This window comes from Erwinia plantamica, assembly GCF_043420595.1.
In the GTDB taxonomy this organism is placed as follows: domain Bacteria; phylum Pseudomonadota; class Gammaproteobacteria; order Enterobacterales; family Enterobacteriaceae; genus Erwinia; species Erwinia aeris.
Genome location: NZ_JBGCUC010000008.1, coordinates 97,994 through 124,865, shown reverse-complemented (window position 1 = coordinate 124,865; position 26,872 = coordinate 97,994). Strand labels below are relative to the sequence as shown.

The following is a 26,872-nucleotide window of genomic DNA, read 5'->3' as shown; positions in this document are numbered from 1 at the left end:
TCCTTATTTTCACCAGGAATGTTTAAGGATAGTGCAGCATTAACGGTTTGCCCGATAGTGAAGATATTTGACCGGCTTTGTCAAAAAGATTAGCCAACAGCAAAGGATCCTGGCGATCGAGCGGGACGACCGGGGATCCCTTTTGCAAGATTAGCCGGACGCAGCAATGCTTTAACAGCTATCGCCGCGTCCCGTACGAAAAGCGCGGCTTTAAGCTTTGGCCACAAACGCTTTTACCACATCCTGCCACGGCGTGGTCGCCCGGCCGATCAGGCGGCTTAAAGTATGGCTGTCATCATACAGCGCGCCTTTGGCCGCATTGGCATCCGAATCCGCCAGCATCTCTGCCAGCCCGTCAGGCAAACCGGCCGCTTTTAACGCGGCGGCAAAGTCGTCCTGAGGCAAATTTTGATAACGTACGGCTTTACCGCTGGCCTGGGCGATTTCCGCTGCGAACTGCGTAAGCGTATAGGCCTCGTCGCCCGCCAGCTCGTAAACTTTATCAACAGGCGCGTCGCTGGTCAGTACAGCAGCCGCCGCTTCAGCATAATCCTGACGGGTAGCAGAAGCGATTTTGCCCTCGTCGGCCGCACCAATAAACACGCCGTGCGTCAGCGCTGGCGCAATGCTGGCGGCATAGTTTTCGCTGTACCAGCCGTTGCGAAGAATAACGTAAGGCACGCCGGATGCAATCAGCGCCTGCTCGGTTGCCCGGTGTTCATCTGCCAGCCCCATCGGCGAGCTGTCGGCATGAAGCAGGCTGGTATAGGCCAGCAGCTTAACGCCTGCCGCTTTGGCCGCCTCGATGGCCGCTTTATGCTGCGCCTCACGCTGGCCGATCTCGCTGGAGGAAATCAGCAGCACTTTATCCACGCCGCGAAAAGCGTCGGCCAGCGTCTGCGGTTGGTTATAATCGCCCTGGCGTACCTGAACGCCCAGCGCGGCGAGGTCGGCCGCTTTCGCCGGCGAACGCACCACGGCGACCAGCTCTTCGGCAGACGTTCTTTTCAGTAAAGCATCAATCACCAGGCGGCCAAGCTGGCCGGTTGCTCCGGTTACTGCAATCATAATGTTCTCCTTAGCGGTGATAAAAGCGCATCCGGCTTAGCCCCGGAAGCGTTGTGTTCAATCAGCCTATGCCATACACTAACCAAAAGTAAGTACTTACAGGTTTGTTAGTATGAAAAAAAATAGTTCCTCAATCGTTTCGCTTCGCGACAGGCTGCAACGCGGCGAACTGTTGAACCGCGACTGTCCGTCGCGCGAAGTATTAAAACGCCTGACCGGCCGCTGGAGTTTGCTGGTGCTGATTGCGCTGGAGAACGACACGCTGCGCTTTGGCGAACTGCGGCGCAAAATAGGCGGCGTCAGTGAAAGAATGCTGGCGCAAACGCTGCGTTTTATGGAGGAAGACGGCTTTGTGGAGCGTATCGCTTATGAAGTGATCCCGCCGCACGTTGAATACAAACTTACCGTGTTGGGTCATGAAGCGCGCGACCGCATTACGGGCCTGGCCGACTGGATCGAGGTTAATCTGCATCAGATTATTGATAACCGCCGCCAGTTTTCAGCAGAGGAATAAATCTGTATTCGGCGGCGGCCAACGCCATGCTGCTGATTTGCTCCTTTTTCCTTCCCGGCAAAACGGTTGATAAAGTTCACCTTACCCAGTGATGGCATATTATTTTCGCCGACCCTAAATAAAAAAGGCCTTCATAATGAAGGCCTTTAATAATTAAGCGCGCCATTTATCGCTTCGGCGCCGCATCCGGATACATCGCCAGCAGGCGACGCGTAACGCCGTTTGTCCAGCCGAATCCATCCTGCAACGGATATTCGCCGCCGCCCGCTAATACCGGCGCGCGGCCGGCAACGTTATATTTCTCCACCATCTTATGGTGACGATGATAGGTAGCGCCCGTTACCTGAAGCCAGCGTGCGGCTATTTCTTTCGCCAACAGCTCTTCACCGTAGTTATTAAAACCCTTGATCGCCATCCACTGCATCGGCGCCCAGCCGTTGGGTTTGTCCCACTGCTCACCGGTTTCTTCTACCGTAGTCAGCACGCCACCCGGCGCCAGCAGATGCGAGCGTACCGCCGCAGCGGTGGCAGCCGCCTGCTCCAGGCTGGCCATTCCTACGTAAAGCGGCGTCACGCCAGCCGCCGAGAAAGCGCCTTTTTCGCGCTCCCGCCAGTTGTAGTCGCGGTACAGCTCGGCCTGTGCGTCCCATAACCAGGCATCGACCGCTTCACGGCGGCGCACGGCTTTTTGCTGAAACAGTTCTGCGGTCGCACGATCGTTTTTACGGGCAGACAGGCGAGCGATCGTGGTTTCCAGCTTGTAGAGAAACGCGTTTAAATCGATCGGCACAATGCTGGTGGTCTGGATGCTTTCCAGCCGTCCTGCTTCGCTCAGCCAGCGGGAGGAAAAGTCCCAGCCGGAAGCCGCACCCGCCCGCAGATCGCGATAAACCTCGCTGGAAGGACGCGCCGAGTTTCTGGCGGTTTCCACGTCTTCAATCCAGGATTCGTCGCGCGGCGTATCGCGATCGTCCCAGTAGCGATTCAGTACCGATCCGTCCGGCATCATCACCACATGACGCCATGCTTCGCCGGGCGTCAGCGACTCCGTGCCGTCCATCCAGAAGTCATATTCACGCTTCAGCTGACGAAGATAACGCTGCGCCTGGCTAACGCCATCTTTTTCAAACAGTTCGACCATCAGCGCAAACACTGGCGGCTGCGAGCGGCTCAAATAATAGGTGCGGTTGCCGTTTGGAATATGGCCATATGTGTCGATCATCCACGCAAAGTTATCCGCCATCTGGCGCAGCAGATCGGTCTGTCCGCCAGCCGCGAAGCCCAGCATGCTGAAGTACGAATCCCAATAGTAGGTTTCGCCAAAGCGGCCGCCCGGCACGACATAAGGTTCCGGCAACGGCAGCAGCGAAGAAAATTCAGAATGCTTTTCCGGCTTGCGCGTCAGTACCGGCCACAACGAGTCAATATGCTCGCCCATGCTTTTTGCCGGATCGGCCACGTAGCGGCTGTCGTTAATTTTCGGCAGGTCGAAATTCTCCAGCACAAAGGCCAGCAGGTTAAAATCCTCTCGCTCGCGCTGAATAAAGTAGCGGTAGAGGATCATCTCCGGTTCGATTTTCGGCGCGCAGTCTGCAAAGGTTTTGCTGTCGGCAAAGATCCTTGCGCTCTGCACGGCTTCAAAGAGTTCCTGGTAGCGATCGGAAGGCGTCAGAATATCCGGCGCAGGCAGTCCCTGAATAGGTTCAGGCTGCGGTTCGGCCAGCATATCCAGCGCTTCATAATCGTGATAATAAGCTTCGTAATCTGCCAGGTTATTGTCAATGGTCAGGTCGTTATGATTAAAAGCGATAAAAACCTCCTGATGTCGATGATTGACAATGTGGTGTACGGTTAATTATGTATAAGGTTAAGTATAGTACTCGTGTCTCATAGTGCAAATAAGCGCGAATATGACAGAAGTTAAGATAATATTTCAAAAAATAAACAAACAAAGAATAATCGCTATTTCCCTCCTTGATTAAAGGAATAGCAAGAGGTGAAACCCCTCTTACATTTTCTGAAAAAAATGAAATAAAGCAGCCGCCCTCTCTTTAGCAGGTTCAGGCCCACCTTGCCCCATCTTTCGGGCTTCCGCCTGTTGCTTCTTTCTGCTTGCCCGCAGTCGGTACAAAGCAGCTTCAATCGAAAATTAAAGCGATGCTTTTTCATTCTTTGAAAAATTATTTAAATTTCTCATTTACATTAAATTTAAACGGCCGAATACTAATGCGGGTCAAATGCTGTTATGGCGATGGCAGCGATAAGTTTATCTGATAGCAAACCAGCCCTTTCAAATACGATTAAGGAAATCTCGTGGCACCGGTAGTAAATAAATCCGCAGCGTTGCACTCGGAAAGTCTTACAGATGAAGACGACAGTTTAGTTTCTCCCGTTAATTCTCCTGATATAAATAAAACCTATATTATTCGCGGCACGCGCAGATTTATGCACGCCACGCTGGCGCTGTTCTGCGCCGGCCTGTCCACCTTCGCCGTACTGTACTGCGTGCAGCCTGTGCTACCGGTTTTTTCGCAAAGCTTTCATCTGACGCCTGCGCAAAGCAGCCTGTCGCTGTCGGTCACCACCATCATGATGGCGCTGGGGCTGCTGGTGACCGGGCCGCTGTCGGACGCCATCGGCCGTAAATCGGTGATGTCCGTTTCGCTGCTGCTGGCCGCCTGCTTTACGCTGATCTGCGCCACCATGAGCAGCTGGGAAGGCGTGCTGGCGATGCGCGCGTTGACCGGGCTGGCGCTAAGCGGCGTCGCGGCGGTGGCAATGACCTGGCTGAGTGAGGAGCTGCACCCGGTTTTCCTCTCTTTCTCTATGGGCCTTTATATCAGCGGTAATTCGATTGGCGGCCTGGTTGGGCGGCTCTCTACCGGCATGCTGGCCGATCACTTTTCCTGGAACGTTTCGCTGTTCGTGGTCGGCCTGTTCGCGCTGACGGCCGCCGGGCTGTTTTTCCGCCTGTTGCCCCCTTCGCAGCACTTCCGCGCCACTTCGCTGCGGCCGCACCAGCTGCTGGTCAACTTTATGTTCCAGTGGCGGGATATGGGATTACCGATGCTGTTCCTGGTCGGCTTTATTCTGATGGGCAGCTTCGTGACGCTGTTTAACTATGTCAGCTTTCGCTTTCTGGCCGCGCCTTTTTCCCTCAGCCAGACGGTGGTCGGTCTGCTCTCCGTCGTCTATCTGACCGGCACTTACAGCTCGCCGAAGGCGGGCGTGATGACCGCTCGCTACGGGCGCGGCGTGGTGCTGATGGCTTCGCTGCTGTTGATGCTGGCCGGCCTGATCGCTACCCAGTTCACCACGCTGTTGCTGGTGCTGCCAGGCCTGATGCTGTTCGCCGCCGGTTTTTTCGCCGCGCATTCGGTCGCCAGCAGCTGGGTCGGTCACCGCGCCCGTCGCGCCAGAGGCCAGGCTTCTTCGCTCTACCTTTTCTTTTATTACCTGGGATCGAGCGTGGCGGGGACGCTGGGCGGCGTGTTCTGGCACGGCTACGGCTGGGCTGGCGTCTCCGCATTTATCGCCGTGATGCTGCTGGGCGGGCTATGGCTGGCTAACAAACTGCGCCAAATTCCCGTGCTGGTGAAAAAAGTCCGTTAGTTTTACGGGGCGGCTCGCATTCTCCGCCCCGAACCGCTTCTGCTTAATTTACTTCCCCCTGCGCAGCCATTAAGCTACGGCCACCCGAAAGGTTCCTGTCGCTCATTGTTCAAGGAATAGTGTTATGTCGCTCCACCTCTGGCTTGCCTATGCCGGTATTATTGCCGTTCTTATCGCCGTTCCCGGCCCTTCTGCGTTGGTCAGCATGACGCACGGGCTGCGCTACGGCCGACGCCGCGCGCTGGCGACGGTGATCGGCGGCGTGATGGCGGCCATGACGCTGATGACCGCATCGGCGCTGGGGCTGGGCGCGATCCTGGCGGCCTCCACTACCGCCTTTACCGTGCTGAAAGTGGTCGGCGCCGCCTATCTGATCTGGCTGGGCATCAGCGCCTGGCGCAACAGCGCGCCGGCAGAAAGCATCGTTATCAGCGGCCAGCCGCAGGCGATGCCCGGCCTGCTTAAACTGTTTCGTAAAGGCTATATGGTCGGCATCAGCAATCCCAAAGACCTGCTGTTTTTCGCCGCGCTGTTTCCTAACTTTGTGGAAGCCAGCCAGCCGCACGCTGTCCAGTTCGCCACGCTGGCCGTCACCTGGGCCGTCACGGACTGCGGCCTGATGTTCGCTTACGCCTGCGCCGGTCGCCGCCTTTCTGGCGTATTTGCCAACCCGTCGCGCCTGCGCCTGCTTAATCGTGCCGTCGGCAGCCTGTTTGTCTTTGCGGGCAGCGCGCTGGCAATCTCCGCCCGCTAATGAGCGACGTCGAAAACCTGCACGCGATGGTGATTTTTGCCCGCGTGGTAGAAACGCTGAGCTATACCGAAGCGGCAAAACAGCTGGGGATATCCAAGTCGGCGGTCAGCAAAGAGATCGCCGCGCTGGAAATACGCCTGGGCGCAAAGCTGCTGCTGCGCACCACGCGCAAGATCGCCGTAACCGAGGTCGGCATGACCTGGTATCACTACTGCGCGCGCATTCTCAGCGAGGTAAAAAGCGCCGAGCTTTTTATTCGCCGCTTCCACGAGGAGCCGACCGGCAGCCTGCGCGTCGTCGCGCCGGTTACCTTCGGCTGCCAGTGCATCGTGCCGGTGCTGAACCAGTTCGTGGCGGGCAATTTGCACGTCAGCGTAGATCTCGACCTTACCGACAGGCCGGTGAATCTGGTGGACGATAATCTCGATCTGGCTATCGTCATCCGCCGCGACAGGCCGGAACATCCGCACTGCCTGCCGCTGATGGATATCAGCTGGGGGCTTTACGCCGCGCCAGCCTACCTTGAGCGTTTTAGCGCTATCCAACGGCCGGAAGATCTGACGCGCCACGACTTTATCCTGTTTCGTGGCCCGGCCCATACTATCTCGCTGCCCTTTCGCAAAGAGAAGCAGAAGCGGGATATCGAGGTGCGCAGCCGGTTTCGCGCCAATAACAGTACCGCGCTGGTTAATTCAGCGGTGGCGCAAACGGGGATAGCCTATCTGCCGGATTACGTTGCCCTACAGGCGGTGGAGGAAGGAAAACTCTGTCGGGTACTGCCGGAATGGGAAATGGATCTTTATAAATCCTGGATCCTGACCAAAGAGAACGGCCTGATTGCGCCGCGCGTCAGACTGTTTATCGCCGCGCTGCAGAAAGCGCTGAGGTAAGGCGGAACCGAAGCTCCGCCCTGCATAATCAGTAGTAGTTGCCGTGGCGGTAATCCCAGGTGGTAAAGGTGTCTGACAGCATCGACATGATTTTATCCACGTCCAGCCCTTTACGGATCAGCACCGGACAAGGCGTAATGTTGCGCTCACCCTTCTGCTCCGGCACCAGCTTGCCGTTTTCATCCACCATCGCCACCATCACGCCCTGCTCGTAGCGGGTTTTCTCCGATTCGTTAGGCTGGATAGACTTCACATAGTCGTTGGCTTCGATAATCAGATCCGCCTGGGATTCGATACGCTCGCCGATGCCTTCGACCAGGCCACGGTTGCCTTTGCCTGATGGGTTAGCCGAGCTGGCGAAGGAGAATTTACCGTGGTTTTCCCACAGCTCTTTCGCCAGTTTCTCGCCGGGCACGCCGAATTTAATCACGAAGCAGCTGGTCTGACGGCGATCCATCATCAGATCTTTTGAACCGTCTTCCGGGATACGCGCCACCGCCTCTTCTTTCCACGGCAGGATGCAGCCCAGCAGCACGTCTTTGTCCCAGTGCTGCTGATACAGCGATTCAATTTCCGGGTTCAGCTGCGCCAGCTCTTTCAGCTGCTCCAGCGAGCCACACAGCACCACGCCCGGCTTATTGCGGTTGCGCTGCTTGGCGTCGAACTTGCGCTCCAGGCCTTTCGCATCGGAAGTCATGATGATGTAGCCCACTTTGGTCGGGCAGACGATCATGCCGCCGTCGGCAGACAGGATATTTACCGCTTCCGGCTGCAAGCCGCCGTTCCAGTGAATGGTTTTATTGCTCATGATTGCCCCTGCCAGTATAAGAGTCATGTGGGGGTCAGCGCCTTTTTGGCCTGCCCGGATAACTTCATCCTAACGCAGGCGGCTTTTTTCGCAACAGTCAGGCGCCTCTTTCGGCTATTGTTTCCACCAGGAAACAATTGTTGCAGAATGAGGCCGGATAGCGCCGCCAGACCTGCGGAACAAAGAAAGTTGAACCCTTCGCGGATTTTCGCCACTCACCTTTTTTAGCCTGAGCGAGCACCCTATGCAGATTGCCTTTTTCGCCGAGCAAGATCGGCTTGCCTTAAGCAGTTGGTTTACGTCGCAGGCCGACGTTACGCAGTGGGCCGGGCCGGGCGTCGCCTGGCCGCTGGAAGAGTCGTTTCTCGCCACGCTGCTGGATTCCGCCAGCCAGCAGCCTGCCAGGCTGCTTACTTTTGCCGGAAAACAGGCGGGCGAACTGGCTGCCGTGGCGCAGACAGGCTTTGACTGGAACAACCATCTGGCCTGCCTCTGTCGCGTGGTGGTCAATCCAGCGATGCGGGGACAAAATCTGGCGGAGCACATGCTGCGCCAACTGATTGCGACGGCTTTTCAGCAGGAAGGCATCGAGCGTATTGAGCTACGCGTCTACACCTTTAATCAGGCGGCGATACGTACCTACGAGAAGCTGGGTTTTGTGCGGGAAGGCGTACAGCGGCAGGGCGTGGCGGTAGGAGAAGCGCGCTGGGACTGCGCGCTCTATGGCATGCTGCGTCAGGAATATGTGCAGCCTGAAGCAGCGCGCCGCGCGTAATGGCCGTCACGCGCGGCGCCTGTAGCATCAGGCCGGGATAAGTTTTTCCGCCTTCAACCTGTCAAACAGCGCGAAAAACGCATCGCGCGTGGGCTGATAACCGGTAAAGCCCGCCTTGCGGCTTTTGCTGACGTCGGTAAAGACCTCCATCGGGCGGCCCAGATCGGCGTCGGTATGCCACCAGGAAACCAGCCGGTTGATATCCGCTTCCTTGAGGTCGAACTGCTGCGCGATGGCTTTCCACTGCTCTGCCGCCGCATCCATCCGCCCTTCCAGCGGCTGCATCTCGTCCGGGTAAGGCGCGGCTTCCACGCCAAAATAGTCGGCGATCTGGCCCCACATCCATTTCCAGCGGAACACGTCGCCGTTGACCACGTTGTAATCTTCATTCTGCGCCGACGGCGTGGTCGCGGCCCATTCCAGCTGCTGCGCCAGCACGCTTGCGCTGGTCATATCGGTCACGCCTTCCCACTGCGCTTTCGAGCCGGGGAAGATAAACGGCTGGCCGGTCTGCTTGCAGAGGCTGGCATAAACGGCCAGCGTCTGGCCCATGTTCATCGCGTTGCCCAGCGCAAAGCCGATAATGGTATGCGGACGGTGCACGCTCCAGGTGAAGCCATACTTCTTCGCGCCCGCAAAGACTTCATCTTCCTGCGCGTAATAGAAGTTATCGACAGGCTGGCGGCCCTGCTCTTCGCGGAACGGCGTCATTGGCACCGCGCCTTTGCCATAGGCGTCAAACGGCCCCAGATAGTGTTTAAGGCCGGTGACCAGCGCCACGTGGCCGCCTTTCAGGCCGTCGCCCAGCGCGTCGATCACGTTACGCACCATCGCGCCGTTTACGCGGATATTCTCTTTTTCATTGGCCTGACGCGACCAGACGCTGAAGAAGACCTTATCAACCTTCAGGTCAGCCAGCGCTTTCTTAACGGATTCAGCATCGGTAAGGTCGGCGGTCAATGCCGTGCAGCCCGCCGGCACCGCCGTGCGGCCGCGTGAAAGGCCATAAACTTCCCAACCGTCGCCGGTCAGCTGCTCTGCCAGTGCGGTACCGATAACGCCGCTGACGCCGACAATAAGTGCGCGTTGTTGCATAAATTTTCCTCCTGATTGCTAATTCATTAAGCTTAATAGAGAATTAAAATCCTATTAGAGGTATAAATTCATATTATTTGAGAATATGAGTCATGAATAATGATCGGTCGGGATCGCCTTAAAGATATCACCCCCTTTGTCGCCAGCGTGGAACACGGCAGTTTTACCGCCGCCGCCGATTCGTTGCATCTGACCAGTTCAGCCATCAGCAAAAGCGTGGCAAGGCTGGAAGCCCGGCTCGGCTCGCGGCTGTTTGAACGCACCACGCGACGACTGGCGCTGACGGATGCCGGTCAGGCCTTTTATGAAACCTGTACGCGTGTGCTGAGCGAGCTGGCGGAAGCGGAATCCGTACTGGCCGCCCAGCGCGCCATTCCGGTCGGACGGCTGCGGATTGCCGTGCCCAACACCTTTGGCCGGATGCGGGTGATGCCGCTTATCAACGAATTTTGCCAGCAGAACCCGGAGATGCAGATTGCCCTCTCTTTCTCCGATCGCTTTGTCGATCTGTTTGAGGAAGGCGTGGATATCGCGATACGTATTGGCGGCTCGACAGATTTTCCGCCCTCGCTGGGCTGCCGCTTTTTGGGTAATGAAAGGCTGATCTTCTGCGCTTCGCCGGACTATCTGGCGCAGCACGGCGTGCCCGACTCTTTGCAGGCGCTGACCGAAAGGCGAGCCATTGTTTACGATCGGGTAGATGGCAGCACCAGTCCGTGGCATATCCGTTCGCCGGATGGACGAACGATAACCCGAACCCTGCCTTATCGGATGGCGTTAGGGGATGGCGAAGCCCAGGTCGCCGCCGTAGTAGCCGGACTCGGCGTGGCGCAAATGGCGACCTGGCTGCTGGAAAAAGAGTTGGCCAGCGGCGCGCTGGTACCGATCCTGCCAGAGCTGGCGGTAGAAGGTCTGCCGCTATTTATCGTCTGGCCGCGCAGAAAGCAGCTGCTGCCGAAGGTCGACGCGCTGCTTGCCACGCTGGATCGGCTGAAAATCAGTCAGTAGCGGGTTTATTTACGTTGATGCGCCACGGCACGCCGAACTTATCGATCAGCGTACCGAAACCGGCCGCCCAGAAGGTTTCTTCCCATTCCAGCGTGACCTTACCGCCAGCGGAAAGATTATCGAACCAGCGTTTGCCTTCGGCAGGATCGTTGCTCGACAGGCTGACGGCAAAACCGTTATAGCTTACCGCTTCCGCGCTGTCGCTCATTTGCAGCTCGCCGTCGCCGATATGCAGCAGCGCGTGCATGATTTTATCATCCGCTGGCTGTTCCGCGCTTGGGCTGTTCTGTTTCTGCGGCTGCTGTTTTTTCTCCGCAGGCACGTCACCCCAGGTCATTTTAACCGTCAGTTCGGCTCCCGTGGCCTGCTGATAAAAAGCGATAGCCTCTTCACAGTTTCCCGAAAAGTATAAATAAGGCGAAAGTTGCATAACATCTCCTTCGTTTGAGGTATGTGCTGAAGAACAAGCTCGAAGAAAGTGTAGCAGGCGACTGAGATCTGGCGCTTATTACATGTTACAGGTTAATAACATATGCAAAGAAGACAAAGGATAAACGGTTTATGAATGCCTTAAAGCAGCACAGTAACAGTAGTTGGAAAGGGACGACAAAGCGCGTCACGGCGCTTTGTCGTCGTGGCCTCAGGCTTTTCTTGTCCGACGGACGATAACTTTTTCCGTCAGCAGTTCCAGCAACAGATAGCCGGCGCACGCCGCCACAAAAGAATTAATGGTAGACACGCCCCATGCCATATTCAGTCCAATATAACCGCCCAGCAGCGTGGCCAGGATCGCGGGCCAGCCGGTAAATGTCGTTTCCGCAGGCAAACTGCCGTCGTGACCGGAACGCCGTAAGGCAAGGCTGTACTTCTTCAGCAGGAAATACTCCGTCAGCATCACGCCCAACGCTGGCGGCACAATAACGCCGAGCAAATTCAGAAAATCGACAAAGTGATCCAGAATGCCCAGCACCGACAGCGTAGTGCCCAGCACGCCCAAGGCCAGCGTGACGGGTCGATAATTTAATTTTATGCCGCTAAGGCTTTCTACGGCATTAATCACGCCAAGCGCCGAGGAGTAAAGATTCAAATCGTTGACCCTTAGCGTAGAAAAAATAACGGCAAACAGGCCAGCCGTGCCGGAAGCCAGCGTGATGATAGACATCACGTCGCCTGTATTCAGCTTACGCGCAATAAAGATCGCCAGGCCGTTGATAATGAACTCGCCCAGAACAATGGTCGCCAGCGTGACGCCGAAAACGTGGCTGCCTTTTCGCGAGTAGCGCGTCAGGTCGGGCGTCATCAGGCTGGCAAGAATGGCGCCGCCTACCACCAGCGTGATGCCCGCGTTCACCGACAGCACCTCTTTACCTGCCAGGGAAACGGCCATTGCCTGCACATGATCGGTAGCCAGCGTCTGCCAGGCAATCCAGGCGATCAGCGCAATAAAAACCGGTACGGCGATGCGTGCCGTAAAGCGCAGCGCTTTGAAACCAAACGCCACCAGCACGGTAAGAAACAGGCCGGAGATCGTTGCTGCTGTCCGGAAGCTAAGCGTATCGGAAAACGCAGCGCTCAGCGATTTAGCAAAAATCGCATTCTGTATACCAAACCAGCCTAATAAACTGATCGCCACCACGACGCCGATCAGTGCCGACCCCGTTCGGCCAAATCCGCACCAGCGCGCCAGCAAGCTGCCGGACAACCCTTCTTTCATACCGATATAGCCAAAACCAAAGGTGACCAGGCCAAATAACAGGCTGCCTACCAGAATGGCCGTCAGCGCCGCCGACAGGCTCATGCTGTCGCCCAATACCGCGCCTAACATAAATTGATCCAACGCGGTAAGCATTCCCATATGGACGATAGCCACGCTCAGAAAAGAGACGCGGTTGTGTTGTGGCACGCGTTCCAGAGGAAAATCATTGTGTTGCATAGAAAATTCCGTGTTAAATAAAGTTAATCCCTTTCTTCATCAAACGGGCAGGGATATAGTTTTCCAGATTATGAGCGATACAATATTCTTCAAATTGCTTCAACGAATGCACGTCAGCTTTCTGATATATCGTATATACCCGATTTTCAATTGTTTTTACGCTGACGTTAAAGATACTAGCGATCTCTTTTGCCGTATACCTTTGCAGCATCAGAAAGATAATATCCAGCTCGGACGGCGTAAATAATTTATTTTCCGTAGCGGTCGTCAGTACGCCAGGCTTTTTGTGATTAATAAACTTCAGCGGCGTCAGCGTATCGAGCGGTCTTGCATTCCAGATAGTGCCGATACAGTTTCCCTGTTCATCGAATACCGGCAGTTTTTCGCTGATATAAGGTGAAAGCGTTTCCCGGCCATACCAATAATGCGTTTCAATGACCGCGACTCTTCCCAAATGCTCTTCTGTCCGACGATCGTGCTCCCGCAACGCTGCCGAACATTCCGCCCAACCAGCCGGGAACTCATCATCCCAGGCACCTTCAACCGTGAATGATGCAGGCGTATTGGTATAAAGGTAAGCGGCCTTGTTCATATAAAGATGTCTGGAATCAAGGTCTTTAATACCCCAGGGCTCGTTCAGATGCTCCATCATAGCGATAAAGCTCCGAAAAGCGCTAATTTTCGCATTAGTGGGCGGCATAGCTTTTTCCGTATTATCAGAACATTTTCTGTAAATAGAACCGCGTATATTTGCCCAGGTAGCCTTCCATGCTGCCATAGACGTTGTAGCCCAGTTTCTCATAAAAGCCTTTCGCCTGAAAATCAAAGGTATCCACATAGGACATGCGACAACCGCGATTTCTGGCGACCTCTTCCGCTTTTATCATCAGCTCCCGGCCCTTACCCTGCCCGCGTGCGGCTTCGCCAACCCAGAGATACTGCACTTCTAAGCCCTGCCACCACGTCCGCGCCACCAGGCCGCCGAGGATCTGGTTTTGCTCGTCCCGCAGCGTAAGGAAAAGCGGTGTAATATCCACTTCGTCAAACTGGCTGTTATGTTTCCATAAATTATCAATAACGAACTCTTCATCCGGTAAAGAAGGATTATCCGTGACAACGATTTCCATTATTTCTCCCGTTGTAAATTAACGTCCAGTCCGCAGCCAATAACATTTTGACGATAGTAATTCAAGAGGATTTTCTACCGTGTTATTCAATGCGGGTTCGTCTTTATTATACGGAAATAAATTATAAAATAAGTAGTCATTTAATTTTCAGTCAATGCCGACACCAGGGAAATTATTACACCGTGCAACTAATCAGATTGCATCTAATCTGACGCAAAAATTAAGAGGCACGTCTTTTCTGAAATAACAGACACCTCCTGAAGCAGCACGCTAAAAATAGCGGGAGGACTAAAAAATAAAGCAAAAAAAAACGGCCAGTTTGCTGGCCGTTTTCGATCGTAAAGTCGCTTATTTCACTTCAGTCAGCTTCTCAATATCCACGCTGCCCTGCTGTTCAGCGTCGTTTTTACGCACTTTCGCCACGTCGCTGGCGCTAACCTGCTCTTTGGCCGTATTGCCCCAGCTGGTGCGGATAAAGTTCACCACGTCGGCGACCTGCTGGTCGTTCAGCCGCCAGCCGAAAGCCGGCATGGTGATGGCAGAAGGGGCACCCTTCACGCCCGGTAGCGTCGCGCCGCTGATAACGATATGGATAAGCGAGGTTGGATCTTCCGCCAGCACCACAGGATTGCCGCTCAGCTGCGGGAAGAAGCGCTTATAGCCGCTGCCGTCCGTTTTATGGCAGGCCGCGCAGCTGTCGACGTACACCGACGCGCCCGGTTTGCTGTCGTCGCCCTTCCACAGCGCCTTCGCTACCTTGTCATCCGGCGTAAAGCCGACCTGATTTAAGTCTTTCGCGCCCAGGGATTTCAGATAGCGCGCAATGGCGGTGATATCTTCGTCGCTTAAATGCTGCAAACTGTGCTGCACCACTTCGGTCATGCCGCCAAAGGCCGCGGTACGATCGTTGCGGCCATAGCGCAGGAACTGCGTCAGATCGTCTTCGCTCCAGCGGCCCAGTCCGTCACGGCTGTCGCCGCGCAGGTTGTTGGCGGTAAAGCCGTCAATCGGCGAGCTGCTGCCGGAAAGGTAGTCGCTGCCTTCGCCGTCGTTCAACGCTTTTTCCTGCATGGTCAGGCTACGCGGGGTATGACAGGCGCCGCAGTGGCCCAGGCCTTCCACCAGATACTGACCGCGAGCCAGCACCGCATCCTGCCCTTTAATCGCCTGGAAAGCTTTTACGTCCGGTGCAAACAGCCCGCGCCAGATCGACAGCGGCCAGCGCATCGACAGCGGCCAAGGAATGTCGCTTTTCCTGTTTTCGGCCTCAACCGGCTTCACGCCATGCATAAAGTAGGCGTAAAGCGCGTGCATATCCTCATCGTTAACCACGGCATAGGAAGGATAAGGCATCGCCGGGTAGAGCGTGTCGCCGTTCTTCGCTACGCCGTGGCGTACCGCTTTCTGAAAGTCGTCATAGCTGTAATCGCCAATGCCGGTTTTCTTATCGGGCGTGATGTTGGTGGAGTAAATCTTGCCGATGGGCGTCGCCATCGCCAGCCCGCCAGCAAAAGATTCGCCACCCATTTTGGTATGGCAGGCCACGCAGTCGCCCGCGCGCGCCAGATACTCGCCGCGCTTGATCAGATCGGCGCCGTTATCCTCCGCCGCCGCAACAAAGGTGGTCATACCCAGCATCAGAGCCGGGATCAGCATTTTCATCATGGTCATCCTTACGCCTGCACCAACGGACCTGGACTTGGAAGGTACTGTTCACGAATCGCTTTCGCTGACCAGTAGGTCAACGCCGCCACCATGCCGGTCGGGTTGTAGCCCAGCCCCTGCGGGAAGGCGGACGCGCCCGGAACAAACACGTTCGGCACATCCCAGCTTTGCAGATAGCGGTTAACCGCGCTGGTTTTCGGATCTTCGCCCATGATCGCGCCGCCGTTCATATGCGTGGTCTGATACACGGTGGTGTCGAAATGCGTGCCCGGCATTTTCGGCGCGCCGCTGATCAGTTTCGGGTTCATCGCTTCGGCGATTTTGTGCATCCGGCCATGCATAAACTGCGACATTTTGATGTCGTTTTCCTGCCAGTCGAAGGTCATACGCAGCAGCGGCTGGCCGAAAGCATCCTTGTAGTTCGGATCCAGATCCAGATAGTTGTTGCGATAGGACTGGTGCGCGCCGTGCGCGTCCATCGAGACATGATGCGTATAGTGATCGGCGACCGCCGCTTTCCACTTGCTGCCCCAGCCTGGCGTGCCCGGCGGCGTCGGCAGGCCGGAGATCGGCTTCACGCCCGCCTGGTTAACCCAGAACGGCGAGCCGCCGACAAAGCCATATTTGCCGTGGTCGAAGTTATCCGCGTTGAAGTCGTCCACGCCCACGCCCGCGCCGCCCGCGCCGATAAAGTTGTTGGTAAAGACGTCTTTATCAAAGAAGGCCTTGATGGTGGAAATATTCTGATAGGCAAAGTTACGGCCTACGGTGCCTTCGTTAGTGACCGGATCGTAAGGCTTGCCGATGCCGGACAGCAGCATCAGGTGCACGTTATGGAACTGGAAGGCGGACAGGATCACCAGGTCGGCGGGCTGCTCGATCTGGCGGCCAAGCGCATCGACATAGGTCACGCCGGTAGCGCGCTTTTTGTCGTCGGTCAGGTTGACGCGCAGCACGTTGGCGTTTTCGCGCAGCTCAAACTTCGCTTCCTGACGTAGCGCAGGCAGCACGTTAACGTTCGGCGACGCTTTGGAATACATATAGCAGGCGTAGCCGCTGCAATAGCCGCAGAAGTTGCACGGCCCCATCTGCGCGCCGTAGGTGTTGGTGTACGGGCCGGAAGTATTGGCGGAAGGCAGATCGTAAGGATGATAGCCAACGGATTCAGCGGCCTGCGCGAACAGCTGCGCGGAGAAGGTTCGCTTCTGCGCGGGCAGCGGGAACTTGTCGGAGCGATCCGGCGCGAACGGGTTGCCGCGTCCCTGCTGGCCGACGACTTTGCCCTTAACGCGCCATTCCGAGCCGGAGGTGCCAAACACTTTTTCGGCCTTATCAAAAAACGGCTCCAGCTCGTCATAGGTGACGCCGAAATCCTGAATGGTCATGCCCTCAGGAATAAACTTTTTGCCGTAGCGCTCTTCATAGTGGCTGCGCATCCGCAGCTCGATCGGATCGACGCGGAAATGCACGCCTGACCAGTGCAGGCCCGCGCCGCCGGTGCCGGTGCCGGGTAAAAACGCGGCAAGCTGGCGATAGGGCTGCGCGGTCTGCGCCGAGTTATGGCGGATGGTCACGGTGCTTTTGGAGAGATCCTGGAACAGCTTTTTACGGATGTTATAGGTCAGCTCATCAATAACCTGCGGATACGCGCCGTCAGGATAGGTGTCGCGATGCGGGCCACGCTCCAGCGCAACCACGTTCAGGCCCGCTTCGGTCAGCTCTTTCGCCATGATCGATCCCGCCCAGCCGAAGCCTACGATCACCGCATCTACTTTTTTCATTACGTTTGCCATGCTTATGCTCTTTCCCCACGAATCGACACCGGCGGGAACGGATAGCGCTCGCCCCGTTCAACCCAGTCCATAAAATCAGCGCGCGCGCCCGGAAAGCCGATCAGCTTCCAGCCGACCATATTCTGATTGCCGCCATGCACAGGATCGCTGAAGAAGCCTTCGCGCGTGTTCTGTAACAGGAAAGAGAAGAAAACCTTAGCCGGAACCTGTTTGAATTCGGCTTTGCCGGCTTCAAAGGCCTGTAGCAATGCGTCCTGCTGGTCGTGGCTCAGGTCGGCGAACGCTTTGCCGTGCTGCGCTTTGGCGAAAGCATCCGCGTCCGCCAGACCCAGGCGGTAAATATCGCGCGGGATCAGCGGGTACTGATAGCCCAGCTCTTTGTCGGCATCGGGATGGAAAGGCCCCTGCATATACCAGTTGGAACCGGTCGCGTAAGGCGTGTTCATCTGACGATCGATATATTCCGGCACGCCCGCTTCCAGCGCGCCGGGGCCGCGTTCGTCGGCAGGGATCAGGCGCGCCACGGCCGCCTTAATAAAAGCGTACTCTTCCGGGGTAAACCAGGTGGGCTGGTAATCGCGGGCCTGCTGCGGCCCTGCAGGCCCGGGCGCGGCTACGGCTGCGGCTGGCGCGGTTAACGCGCCCAGGCCCGTGCTGCCAATCGCCACGGCGGGCGCAAGCGTAATGGTTCTCAGCAGAAAGTCCCTGCGGGAGCTTCCGATCGTTTCTTTTGACATGACATTGCCTTTTAAAATGGCCTGGTTGTTCGGCTGTAAGCATTCGTGATGGGAGACCCGCTAGCCTGTTTTTTTATAAAAATCGGGCGCTAGCGTGATCTGAATCAATGTTACCGGTAACAATTTATGGATTTTAACAGGAATCGGCGCAAAAAATTAGCGTAAATAAACAAAATGGCACAATTTCATTAACAACCAGGCAGGCGGAAAGAGAGAGGCACGTCACCAGAGAGGGCCAGCGCGCAGCAGAGCGTTATAAGGGATGAGCTATTGAAGAACGCGCGGCCGCAGCAGAACCAGCACGCAGCCTGGCGTTGTGGTGGTTAAGCCGCAGAAAAGCGCGGCCGCAGAAGGCCAGCGCCTTATGATGGATGAGCCGCAGAAGGCCAGCTTGTCACATTGCGCGCGAATGATTTAGCCAAAGGCGCGCGCAAGGCCAGCGCGCAGCACGACGCCCTGGTGGATAAGCTACGCGGCGATCGTAGCCATAACGCTGTTCAGGACCGGGCGCTAAGGGTGAACCTGGCCGTCGCGCTTTTCGTCCAGGCCAAACAGCTTCAGCCGCGTCTCCGACGGCTGCGGGCGGCCAAAATAATACCCCTGGAACAGCGTGCAGCCTTCGATTTTCAGCTGCTCGAACTGCTCGCTGCTCTCCACCCCTTCCGCCGTGATTTGAATATCCAGGCTGCGGCTCATGCCCGTAATGGCCCGGATAATGGCCAGCGCCTCGCGGCTCTCTTTCATATCGTTGATAAACGACTTGTCGATTTTGATCTTATCGAACGGGAAAGAACGCAGATAGCTGAGCGACGAGTAGCCGGTGCCGAAGTCATCCAGCGCGATGCGCACGCCCAGCTTTTTCAGCTTTTGCAGAATGCGGATATTGACCAGGGTGTTGTCCAGCAGCACCGACTCCGTGATCTCCACTTCCAGCCGGTGCGGGGCCAGTCCGGAATCCTTCAGCGCCGCTTCCACTACCGACACCAGCGAACTGTTTTTAAACTGGAGCGGCGAAAGGTTGACCGCCACGCTCTGATGCGCCGGCCACTTCGCCGCCTCGCGGCAGGCTTCGTACAGCGCGAAGGCGCCCAGCGAGTGGATCAGCCCGGTTTCTTCCGCCACGGGAATAAAGTCCAGCGGCATAATCAGCCCCTGTTTCGGATGGTGCCAGCGCATCAGCGCTTCGTAGCTGATGATCTCCTGGCCCAGACTATCGGTAATCGGCTGGTAATACAGCTTGAGGTGGCGATGGGTCATTGCCTCGCGCAGATCGGTTTCAATCATGCGGCGCTTGCTGGCGGCTTCGCCCATTTCGCTGGAGAAATGCTCAAAGCGGTTGCGGCCGTTGCGTTTGGCTTCGTACAGCGCCATATCGGCACAGCGCAGCAGCTCGGCGGGGGTAGTCAGACCGCCTGTGACAATAGAAATGCCGATGCTCAGCCCTACCGTCAGGCTATGTCCGTCGACGTTGAAGGTCGGACGGATGGCCTCAATCAGTCTTTGCGCCACCGCTTCGGCTTCCTGTAAATGCGTCAGGCCCGGCAGTACGATAGAGAATTCATCGCCGCCGTTGCGCGCCAGCGTATCCTGTTCACGCAGCACGCCGCGCAAACGGCTGGCGACGGCGCGCAGCAGATCGTCGCCGACCTGATGGCCCAGCGCGTCGTTGACGTTCTTGAAGTTATCCAGATCCAGACAGAGCGCCGCCGTCTGTTTACCATTATCGAAATCGCAGCGCAGCGCCTCGTTCAGCCGCTGGCTGAACAGCACGCGGTTCGGCAGGCTGGTCAGGTTATCGTGATGCGCCATATGATGAATGCGCGCATCAGCCGCGCGCTGATCGGTAACGTCGTCAGCAATCAGCAGCACGTAGTTAGTATGGGCGTCGTTGCCGTTAATAATCGAGGCCGAAGCGTTGATGATCCGTTCGCCGCCACGGGTACGCAACAGCTGCTCGTTTTTATGCACGCCTTCATTGCGCTGTGCGGCGGTCGCCAGCTGGGAAAAATAGCCGCTCAGCTCTGAGGGCATGTAATCGTCCAGCCTTTTGCCGGCAAGCTCCTTCATTTTTACGCCCAGCAGCTGCTCCGCTTTGCTGTTCAGCAGCAGCACCTCGCGCGATACCACGTCTTCCACTATCACACAGCAGGGAATATTGCCGATAATGGTGTCGAGAAACTTCGACAGCGCGGCCATCTTATTGCTGTTCTGCTCTGCCAGATCTTTTGCCCGCAGGATCTGCTGTTCGTACTCGCGCAGTTCAGTGCAGTCGCGGGTAATTTTGGCAAAGCCAAGCAGGCGGCCTTCTTTAGTATGAATCGCTTCGATCACCACGTGCGCCCAGAAGGCGCTGCCGTCTTTGCGATAGCGCCAGCCCTGATCTTCAAAACGCCCAACGCTTTGCGCAATCGCCAGGTTTTTGTCGGGCAGGCAGGCAAAGCGATCCTGCGCGCTGTAAAAGCAGGAGAAGTGTTCGCCGACGATTTCCTCCGCCGTATAGCCTTTGGCGCGATGCGCACCGGCATTCCAGTTCACCACATGGCCCTGGGGATCGAGCATATAGATGGCGTAGTCGGTGACGCCCTCCACCAGCAGACGGAACACCTGTTCTCTTTCGCGCTGTTCTTGCAGCACGCGCTGTTGTTCAGTGCAGTCGCGGGTGATTTTGGCATAGCCGATTAGCCTGCCATCGTCGTCGTGCACGGCGTCAATGACCACGTGCGCCCAGAAAGAGGTGCCGTCTTTACGATAGCGCCAGCCCTGCTCTTCGAATCGGCCGGTACGGTAGGCGGTTTTCAGGTTGGTTTCCGGGAGCTTAGCCAGCCGGTCTTGCGTGCTGTAAAAGCAGGAGAAGTGTTTGCCGACGATTTCTTCCGCCGTATAGCCTTTGGAACGCCTTGCGCCTTCGTTCCAGTTCACCACATAGCCGTCGGGATCGAGCATGTAGATGGCGTAATCGACCACGCCTTCGACCAGCAGACGGAATTTCTGCTCCTGGGCGCGCTGTTCGGCAAGCTGAGCCTGCTGTTCGGTGCAGTCGCGGGTAATTTTGGCGAAGCCGATTAGCCCGCCGTCGTCGTCGTGCACGGCGTCAATCACCACATGCGCCCAGAAAGCGCTGCCGTCTTTGCGGTAGCGCCAGCCTTCGGTTTCAAAACGTCCTTTTTCGCGGGCGATGGCCAGGCCGCGCTGCGGCAGTCCTTTTTCTCTGTCTTCCGCACTGTAAAAACAGTCAAAATTTCTGCCGATAATTTCATCCGGCAGATAGCCTTTCGCCCGCTCCGCGCCCGCGTTCCAGTTGGCTACGGTGCCGTCAGGTTTCAGCATATAAATGGCGTAGCCGACCACGCTTTGCACCAGCAGTCGGTACATCACATCATTATTTTCGTTCATTTTCTTTCCGCCTGAGGGACGCTGCCCCGAAGAAGGCCTGGCCTGCAGATAAGCGGCCCTCCGCTGCAGGCCCGCCTTTTCTGAAGCAATCCCGCGCCGCTATTCCCTGTAAAACCTTGCTGTATCAGGCTCCGCTGCCTGAAAGTGCCTTATCGTTATCGGCCTCGTTTAAATAACATTCAGCATTTATTTTGCCGGGCCAGGGCGGGGGGGACTATGCAGGGTTGAACGCGTGGCTGCAACCCGCGATCGCTACAATCCCGGGATAAGATGTTTGCAGAATATTAAAATAATGGCCTGTAATTTATTAACGCTTCGCGACCGCTATTCACGTTAATGACTGGCGTAACGGAAACACTCGCCTGTTGCAAAGGTGGCGGTCAGACATCAGCGGATACAAAACCGTTAAGACCATTAACGAGTAATCGCGTTAGATGGTGGCCTTACCGTTCTGGAGTCGCTATGTTTAAATCCTTTTTCCCCCGCCCCGCGCTGTTCTTCAGCAGCGCCGCCGTCTGGTGCGCGATCGCCATTCTCGTCTGGTTTGCCGGCGGCAGGCAGTTTCTTACCTCATTCGCCCATGCCGGCCCGCTGCCAAATAACGCCTTGCGCTTTATCGCGCCTTCCGCCCTCGCTTTTTATCTTTATTATTTTGCGGCTTTCGCCCTGTTCGCCGGGTTCTGGCGCGTGTTCAGTCCGCATCCCTGGCAAAATTGGTCGGTAAACGGTTCGGCGCTGATTATTTTTGTGACCTGGTTTTCGGTGCAGATGAACGTTGCTATCAACGCCTGGTATGAGCCGTTTTACGATCTGATCCAGCGCGCGCTGACCCATCCCAATTCGGTACCGATCGCCACGCTTTATCAGCAGCTGATCGGCTTTCTCAGCATTGCGCTGATCGCCGTGCTGGTGGATGTGCTGAATATGTTCTTTATCAGCCACTATGTTTTCCGCTGGCGCACGGCGATGAACAACTATTATATGGCGCACTGGTCGCGGCTGCGCGGCATTGAAGGCGCGGCGCAGCGCGTGCAGGAAGACACCATGCGCTTCGCCTCGACGCTGGAGGATATGGGCGTCAGCCTGATTAACGCTGTTATGACGCTTATCGCTTTTTTGCCGGTGTTGATTGGGCTATCGGTGCATGTGAAAAACGTGCCGCTGCTGGGTGACCTGCCCTACGCGCTGGTGATTGCCGTGGTGCTCTGGTCGCTGCTGGGCACCGGGCTGCTGGCCGCCATCGGCATCAGGCTGCCGGGCCTGTCGTTTCGTAATCAGCGGGTGGAGGCGGGCTACCGTAAAGAACTGGTCTATGGCGAAGACGATCCCGCACGCGCCAGTCCGCCCACGGTGCAAAATTTGTTCGGGCTGATCCGTAAAAACTATTTCCGGCTCTACTTTCACTATCTCTATTTTAATATCGCCCGCTCGCTCTATTTGCAGCTGGACGCCGTTTTCGGCCTGGTGGTGCTGTTCCCTTCTATTGTCACCGCCGCCATTACCTTCGGGCTGCTCCAGCAGATCAATAACGTATTTGAACAGGTGCGCGGCGCCTTTCAGTATCTGGTTTATTCGTGGAGCACGCTGGTTGAGCTGTTGTCTATTTATAAACGTCTGCGGCTGTTTGAACAGGTACTGGACAGGGAAGCGGAGGGAGAGCTTTAACAGGGCGCGGAAGGAACCGCGCCCCGGAAGGGCCGCTTATTGTTGCGCGGCCAGCCTGGCGAAGACCTGCTCTACCGCGTAAGCGCCCGGATCCTTCACGCCGTGCAGGCTTTCCTGGTTAAGGTAAGAGGAGCGACCCGCCTGCGCTTTGCTCATCTGCGCCGTTTTTTCCGCGCCCGCTTTTGCCGCCTGCGCCGCCTCTTCTCTACTTTTACCCGCCGTCAGCGCGGCAAAGGCCGGATCCAGCGCGTCAATCATGGTGCGATCGCCCGGCCGCGCGCCGCCGTAGTGCTGCATCCGTTCCAGCCCGTAGCTCAGCGCCTGCGGCAGCGCCTCGCCTTCTTCCAGCTTCTGTCCGGCGGCGGTAAACATAATCGACATCAGCACGCCGCTGGATCCGCCCATCACCACCGCCAGCTCTTCGCCAATCAGCGTTAGCAGGTTTTCTGGCTCGTTCAGCGGCAGCCTGTTCGCTTCCAGCTCGGCGAGGATTTTTTTCGCCCCGGCGGCAAAGGTCGAGCCGGTGTCGCCATCGCCCACTTTGGCATCCAGCTGGTTAAGCTCGGTCTCCAGCTCTGCCAGCGTGCGGCAAACGGTAGCAACTATGGCGGCCGTTGATGCATTTTCCGAAGGCGCAAAATGCTGCTGCCGCGCAACTTTTTCGCCCTGGCGCGTATTAAGCGGCGCAGGCTTGCTCGCGGGCTGCCAGCCGCTGGCCTCAACCGGCGCCTGCAACGCTTCCGCCAGCGCGTCGGTCAGCAGCAGCGTCGACAGCGAAAAGCCTTTCATATCCAGCGCGCTAACCAGCGTCGCCGGGCCAATCAGCAGATCGACCTGTTTTCCCAGCGGCGAACGCAGCACCTCACGCGTCAGCACCGCCATTTCCAGCGAAGAGAATCCGCCCAGGTTATTGATTAACAGCGCCGTTTTTTTATTGTCCGGATTGTGCTCCGCCAGCTTCGCCGCCATCAGTGCAACGATCTCGCGGCTGTCCTGCGTTTTCAGCGTAGAGGCGCCCGGTTCGCCATGAATGCCCATGCCTAACTCGCTTTGGCCTTCTTTAACCCGCTCGTCCCGCTTTTCGCCGGGCACATGGCAGCTGCTGAAGGCCAGACCAAGGCTGGCGGTGGCGGCAATGGCTTCGTTGGCCGCTGCCATCACCTCCTCCAGCGATTTTCCGCTGGCGGCGGCGTAACCGGCGACTTTATGGATCAGCGCCGTACCGGCAATCCCGCGCGGCTGCGGATTATCCGGCAGCGCGATATCATCGGTCACCATCACCAGCTCGACCTTAAAGCCCAGCTTTTTGGCTTTTTCCGCCGCCAGGCCGAAGTTCAGCCGATCGCCCGTGTAGTTTTTAACGATCAGCAGGCAGCCTTTTTCACCCGTGACGTTGATGATAGCGCTGAGTACCGCCTCCACGCTCGGCGAGGCGAAGATATCGCCACAGACGGCCGCGGTCAGCATTCCTTTTCCGACAAAGCCCACGTGGGCCGGTTCATGCCCGGAGCCGCCGCCGGAAATCAGCGCTACGTCCTTTTTATCCCAGTCGTTACGCACCACCACCCGAATATCGGGGCCGGCGTCAAGCAGGCTAAGGCTGTGCCACGGGTTGCCGATCAGCGCGCCTTCAATGGCTTCACTGACCAAATCGCTTTTTTGATGCATGAAAAACTGACTCATAAATCTGTTTTCTCCTGGCTGAAAAGAGCGGACTGAGTCACTAACTGTAGTTGAATTCCTGCGGCGGCCGCGCAGGAAACAGGCAGGGCAAGGAGAAAAGCAGTAACTTAAAATGGACGTGATTTCCCTTTTTTCAGCAACAAACGTTGGTAAAAGCTAACGGAAAAACAACAGAATATTTTATATTTTTTATCACTTTTTGCCGTGGGAGAGTCGTTGCCCTTCTGGTCGGGCCTCTGCGTACCCACCACAGGAAAACTCCGAATAACTGAAAACAGTACCATGATTACTAAAGAATTTATTATTGCAAACCCCGGCATTATTCCTAATTGTTTCTCTGCGCTGGTTTTGAGATTGCAGTATATCAGTCAATTATTATACAGTTTTGGTTATCGTTCTGCGGCGTTCGGGAAAGCTTCTTTTATCCGACAGCGCTTTCCCCCCTTAACGCAGACGATCCCCCTCTGTAGCAGGATAAGCTTCACCACGCCACCACCAGGGCGTTATGCGGAGCAGGTCGCAAGGCCTGCTCTTTTTTATCGCTGTTTTGGCTGTAAAAAGCCCGGAGGGGCCGCCCGCCTTAAAGCGTTATATCCGTGGAGAGAGCGTAAAACAGGCGTTGCCACCGCGTTTTCGGCCAGGCACCTGGGCAGGAGCATAAGGAAAGCGGGCGGGAATTGTGTTGTACCGTTTAAAAGTATACCGTTCAAAAGGCAGGCTCCGTCCGCTGCTCGCCAAAACGCGGCGCGACCGAAGCCTGCATCACCGTTAGCGGAACACGCTGATCGCTTCCACCAGACGGGTGGCCTGATGCGTCATTCGGCCAGCCGCCTGCGCGCCTTCTTCCACCCGCTCGGCGTTCTGATGGGTGATATTGTCCAGGTCTTCTACCGCCAGGCTGACTTCGCTCAGCGCCGTAGCCTGCTCGGCGGTGGCGGAACTGATCTGCGCAATCAGCGAGGTCACGTTCTGCACCTGAGAAACGATATCCTCCATCGTTTTGCCCGCGTCGTTAACGTGGACGCTGCCGGACTCCACCTTCAGCGCGCTGTTCTCCACCAGGCTTTTTATTTCGCTGGCGGCCTTGGCGCTGCGCTGCGCCAGGCTGCGCACTTCTCCGGCCACCACGGCAAAGCCTTTGCCCTGCTCGCCCGCGCGTGCGGCTTCCACCGCAGCGTTTAGCGCCAGGATATTGGTCTGGAACGCGATCCCATCAATGACGCTGGTGATGTTGGCTATCTTCTTCGAACTGTCGGCAATTTCCGCCATCATGCCGACCATATCCTTCATCACCACGCCGCCTTTGGTCGCGGCATCGCGAGTGCTGGCGGAAAGCGTATTGACCTGCTGCGCCGTGTCGGTATTGCTTTTTACCGTGGCGGTCAGTTCATTCATGGTGGCAGCCGTTTGCTGGACGTTGGCCGCCGCCTGCTCCGTACGACGGCTCAGCTCGTTGTTGCCGTGCGCGATAGCATCGCTGGCGCTCATCACGTTGACCGCCTGGCCGCTGACGTCTTCCAACAGCCAGCGGAACATCAACCCCAGCTGCCCGACCGCCCGCAGCGTGGTGCCGATTTCATCCACGCGATCCATCTGGTCGACCTGCTGGCAGGCGCCGGTCGCCACGCTCAGCGCCTGTTTGCACAGCCGCTCGACGGGACGGGAAACCTGCTGCTCAAGCCAGCTCGTGGCCAGCAGCAGCAGCACGGCCATGATGGCGCTGAATATCGCCAGCGGCTGGCCCGGCAGCCCCAGCGCCCAAACGCCCGCCACGGAGAGCGGCCACAGCGCCAGCAGCGCAGAGCGAATACGCCAGCGCAGCGGCATGGTTTTCAGCAGCGAGGCCCAGCGCAGCGCCCCGGTACGCACCAGCAGCCCTTTATGGAAGCGCCAGCCCTTACGCTTGCCTTCGCGAAATTCTTTATACAATTTTTCAGCCTGCGCGATCTCCTGCGCGGCGGGACGGGTGCGAACGGACATATGGCCCTGTATCTGACCGTTGCGCACGATCGGCACGGCATTGGCGCGTACCCAGTAGTGATCGCCGTTTTTACGACGGTTTTTCACCAGCGCGGACCAGGGTTCGCCCTGTTGCAGCGTCGCCCACATATCGGCAAACGCTTCCGGCGGCATATCAGGATGGCGCACTATATTGTGAGGCTGCCCGTTGATCTCTTCCGGCGTAAAGCCGCTGACTTTGATGAATACGTCGTTCGCGTAGGTGATATGGCTGCTGGCGTCGGTGGTTGACATCAGCGTGGCGTTCTCATCAAACGCAAATTCCTGCTGTGTTACGGGTTGATTGCTGCGCATGGCGTAAATCCTTGAAGCGGTGACCAGGATTGGGCTTTG

Annotated in this window: 21 protein-coding genes; 7 read left to right on the top strand and 14 right to left on the bottom strand. The window is 56.8% G+C overall.

Features of this window, described 5'->3' with window-relative positions; genetic code table 11:
• Nucleotides 1–210 precede the first annotated feature (210 nt).
• The gene (locus AB3U87_RS10590) at nucleotides 211–1,068 is read right to left on the bottom strand and encodes an SDR family oxidoreductase (protein ID WP_369895095.1); all 858 of its coding nucleotides are present in this window, start codon (nucleotides 1,066–1,068) and stop codon (nucleotides 211–213) included.
• 112 nt (nucleotides 1,069–1,180) lie between these two features.
• Between AB3U87_RS10590 and AB3U87_RS10585 the strand changes: the two genes are divergently transcribed.
• Nucleotides 1,181–1,582, top strand: coding sequence for a winged helix-turn-helix transcriptional regulator (locus AB3U87_RS10585; protein WP_394148936.1), 402 nt, complete (start codon nucleotides 1,181–1,183; stop codon nucleotides 1,580–1,582).
• A gap of 166 nt (nucleotides 1,583–1,748) precedes the next feature.
• On the opposite strand, the gene treF is transcribed toward AB3U87_RS10585, so the two are convergent.
• Nucleotides 1,749–3,392, bottom strand: coding sequence for an alpha,alpha-trehalase TreF (gene treF / locus AB3U87_RS10580; protein WP_253461146.1), 1,644 nt, complete (start codon nucleotides 3,390–3,392; stop codon nucleotides 1,749–1,751).
• 503 nt (nucleotides 3,393–3,895) lie between these two features.
• Between treF and AB3U87_RS10575 the strand changes: the two genes are divergently transcribed.
• From AB3U87_RS10575 to AB3U87_RS10565, 3 genes are all read left to right on the top strand, one after another.
• Nucleotides 3,896–5,194, top strand: coding sequence for an MFS transporter (locus AB3U87_RS10575; protein WP_253456016.1), 1,299 nt, complete (start codon nucleotides 3,896–3,898; stop codon nucleotides 5,192–5,194).
• Nucleotides 5,195–5,318: 124 nt separating this feature from the next.
• Nucleotides 5,319–5,948: a LysE family transporter gene (locus tag AB3U87_RS10570; protein WP_301252144.1), complete on the top strand. Its 630-nt coding sequence runs from the start codon at nucleotides 5,319–5,321 to the stop codon at nucleotides 5,946–5,948.
• Complete coding sequence (locus AB3U87_RS10565; protein ID WP_301252142.1) at nucleotides 5,948–6,838, top strand: LysR family transcriptional regulator; 891 nt, start codon at nucleotides 5,948–5,950, stop codon at nucleotides 6,836–6,838. Before AB3U87_RS10570 ends, AB3U87_RS10565 begins: the two co-directional genes overlap by 1 nt.
• A 28-nt stretch (nucleotides 6,839–6,866) precedes the next feature.
• On the opposite strand, the gene AB3U87_RS10560 is transcribed toward AB3U87_RS10565, so the two are convergent.
• Nucleotides 6,867–7,646 (bottom strand): L-threonylcarbamoyladenylate synthase, encoded by a 780-nt coding sequence (locus tag AB3U87_RS10560; RefSeq protein WP_125290242.1) that lies wholly within the window; start codon nucleotides 7,644–7,646, stop codon nucleotides 6,867–6,869.
• 244 nt (nucleotides 7,647–7,890) lie between these two features.
• On the opposite strand from AB3U87_RS10560, the gene AB3U87_RS10555 reads away from it, so the two are divergent.
• On the top strand, nucleotides 7,891–8,421 hold the full coding sequence (locus AB3U87_RS10555; protein ID WP_369895093.1) for a GNAT family N-acetyltransferase: 531 nt from the start codon (nucleotides 7,891–7,893) through the stop codon (nucleotides 8,419–8,421).
• Between the two features lie 27 nt (nucleotides 8,422–8,448).
• Here the strand turns inward: AB3U87_RS10555 and AB3U87_RS10550 are convergent, their stop codons facing one another.
• Nucleotides 8,449–9,516 carry an SDR family oxidoreductase gene (locus tag AB3U87_RS10550; protein WP_253456026.1) on the bottom strand — a complete coding sequence of 356 codons (1,068 nt, stop codon included), beginning with the start codon at nucleotides 9,514–9,516 and terminating at the stop codon, nucleotides 8,449–8,451.
• Between the two features lie 99 nt (nucleotides 9,517–9,615).
• Here AB3U87_RS10550 and AB3U87_RS10545 point away from each other — a divergent pair, with 99 nt between their 5' ends.
• Nucleotides 9,616–10,524 carry a LysR family transcriptional regulator gene (locus AB3U87_RS10545; protein WP_301289639.1) on the top strand — a complete coding sequence of 303 codons (909 nt, stop codon included), beginning with the start codon at nucleotides 9,616–9,618 and terminating at the stop codon, nucleotides 10,522–10,524.
• On the opposite strand, the gene yjdN is transcribed toward AB3U87_RS10545, so the two are convergent.
• From yjdN to AB3U87_RS10505, 8 genes are all read right to left on the bottom strand, one after another.
• Nucleotides 10,514–10,954 carry a VOC family metalloprotein YjdN gene (gene yjdN / locus AB3U87_RS10540; protein WP_125290238.1) on the bottom strand — a complete coding sequence of 147 codons (441 nt, stop codon included), beginning with the start codon at nucleotides 10,952–10,954 and terminating at the stop codon, nucleotides 10,514–10,516. The two genes, AB3U87_RS10545 and yjdN, sit on opposite strands and share 11 nt — an antisense overlap.
• Nucleotides 10,955–11,164: 210 nt before the next feature.
• Nucleotides 11,165–12,457: a cytosine permease gene (locus AB3U87_RS10535; RefSeq protein WP_370734808.1), complete on the bottom strand. Its 1,293-nt coding sequence runs from the start codon at nucleotides 12,455–12,457 to the stop codon at nucleotides 11,165–11,167.
• 13 nt (nucleotides 12,458–12,470) lie between these two features.
• Nucleotides 12,471–13,157, bottom strand: a complete 687-nt coding sequence (locus tag AB3U87_RS10530; protein WP_301730377.1) for a helix-turn-helix transcriptional regulator — start codon at nucleotides 13,155–13,157, stop codon at nucleotides 12,471–12,473.
• A gap of 16 nt (nucleotides 13,158–13,173) precedes the next feature.
• Nucleotides 13,174–13,584 (bottom strand): GNAT family N-acetyltransferase, encoded by a 411-nt coding sequence (locus AB3U87_RS10525; protein WP_301730334.1) that lies wholly within the window; start codon nucleotides 13,582–13,584, stop codon nucleotides 13,174–13,176.
• 348 nt (nucleotides 13,585–13,932) lie between these two features.
• The gene (locus tag AB3U87_RS10520; RefSeq protein ID WP_370734837.1) at nucleotides 13,933–15,246 is read right to left on the bottom strand and encodes a c-type cytochrome; all 1,314 of its coding nucleotides are present in this window, start codon (nucleotides 15,244–15,246) and stop codon (nucleotides 13,933–13,935) included.
• A gap of 11 nt (nucleotides 15,247–15,257) precedes the next feature.
• Nucleotides 15,258–17,042, bottom strand: a complete 1,785-nt coding sequence (locus AB3U87_RS10515; RefSeq protein WP_253456038.1) for a GMC family oxidoreductase — start codon at nucleotides 17,040–17,042, stop codon at nucleotides 15,258–15,260.
• A 2-nt stretch (nucleotides 17,043–17,044) separates the two neighbouring features.
• Complete coding sequence (locus tag AB3U87_RS10510; RefSeq protein WP_394148935.1) at nucleotides 17,045–17,779, bottom strand: gluconate 2-dehydrogenase subunit 3 family protein; 735 nt, start codon at nucleotides 17,777–17,779, stop codon at nucleotides 17,045–17,047.
• 510 nt (nucleotides 17,780–18,289) lie between these two features.
• The gene (locus tag AB3U87_RS10505) at nucleotides 18,290–21,172 is read right to left on the bottom strand and encodes an EAL domain-containing protein (RefSeq protein ID WP_394148934.1); all 2,883 of its coding nucleotides are present in this window, start codon (nucleotides 21,170–21,172) and stop codon (nucleotides 18,290–18,292) included.
• A 462-nt stretch (nucleotides 21,173–21,634) separates the two neighbouring features.
• On the opposite strand from AB3U87_RS10505, the gene sbmA reads away from it, so the two are divergent.
• Nucleotides 21,635–22,837, top strand: coding sequence for a peptide antibiotic transporter SbmA (sbmA, locus tag AB3U87_RS10500; protein WP_394148933.1), 1,203 nt, complete (start codon nucleotides 21,635–21,637; stop codon nucleotides 22,835–22,837).
• Nucleotides 22,838–22,873: 36 nt separating this feature from the next.
• On the opposite strand, the gene AB3U87_RS10495 is transcribed toward sbmA, so the two are convergent.
• Nucleotides 22,874–24,520: a dihydroxyacetone kinase subunit DhaK gene (locus AB3U87_RS10495; RefSeq protein ID WP_253456050.1), complete on the bottom strand. Its 1,647-nt coding sequence runs from the start codon at nucleotides 24,518–24,520 to the stop codon at nucleotides 22,874–22,876.
• 768 nt (nucleotides 24,521–25,288) lie between these two features.
• Nucleotides 25,289–26,833: a methyl-accepting chemotaxis protein gene (locus AB3U87_RS10490; RefSeq protein WP_394148932.1), complete on the bottom strand. Its 1,545-nt coding sequence runs from the start codon at nucleotides 26,831–26,833 to the stop codon at nucleotides 25,289–25,291.
• Between the last annotated feature and the right edge of the window lie 39 nt (nucleotides 26,834–26,872).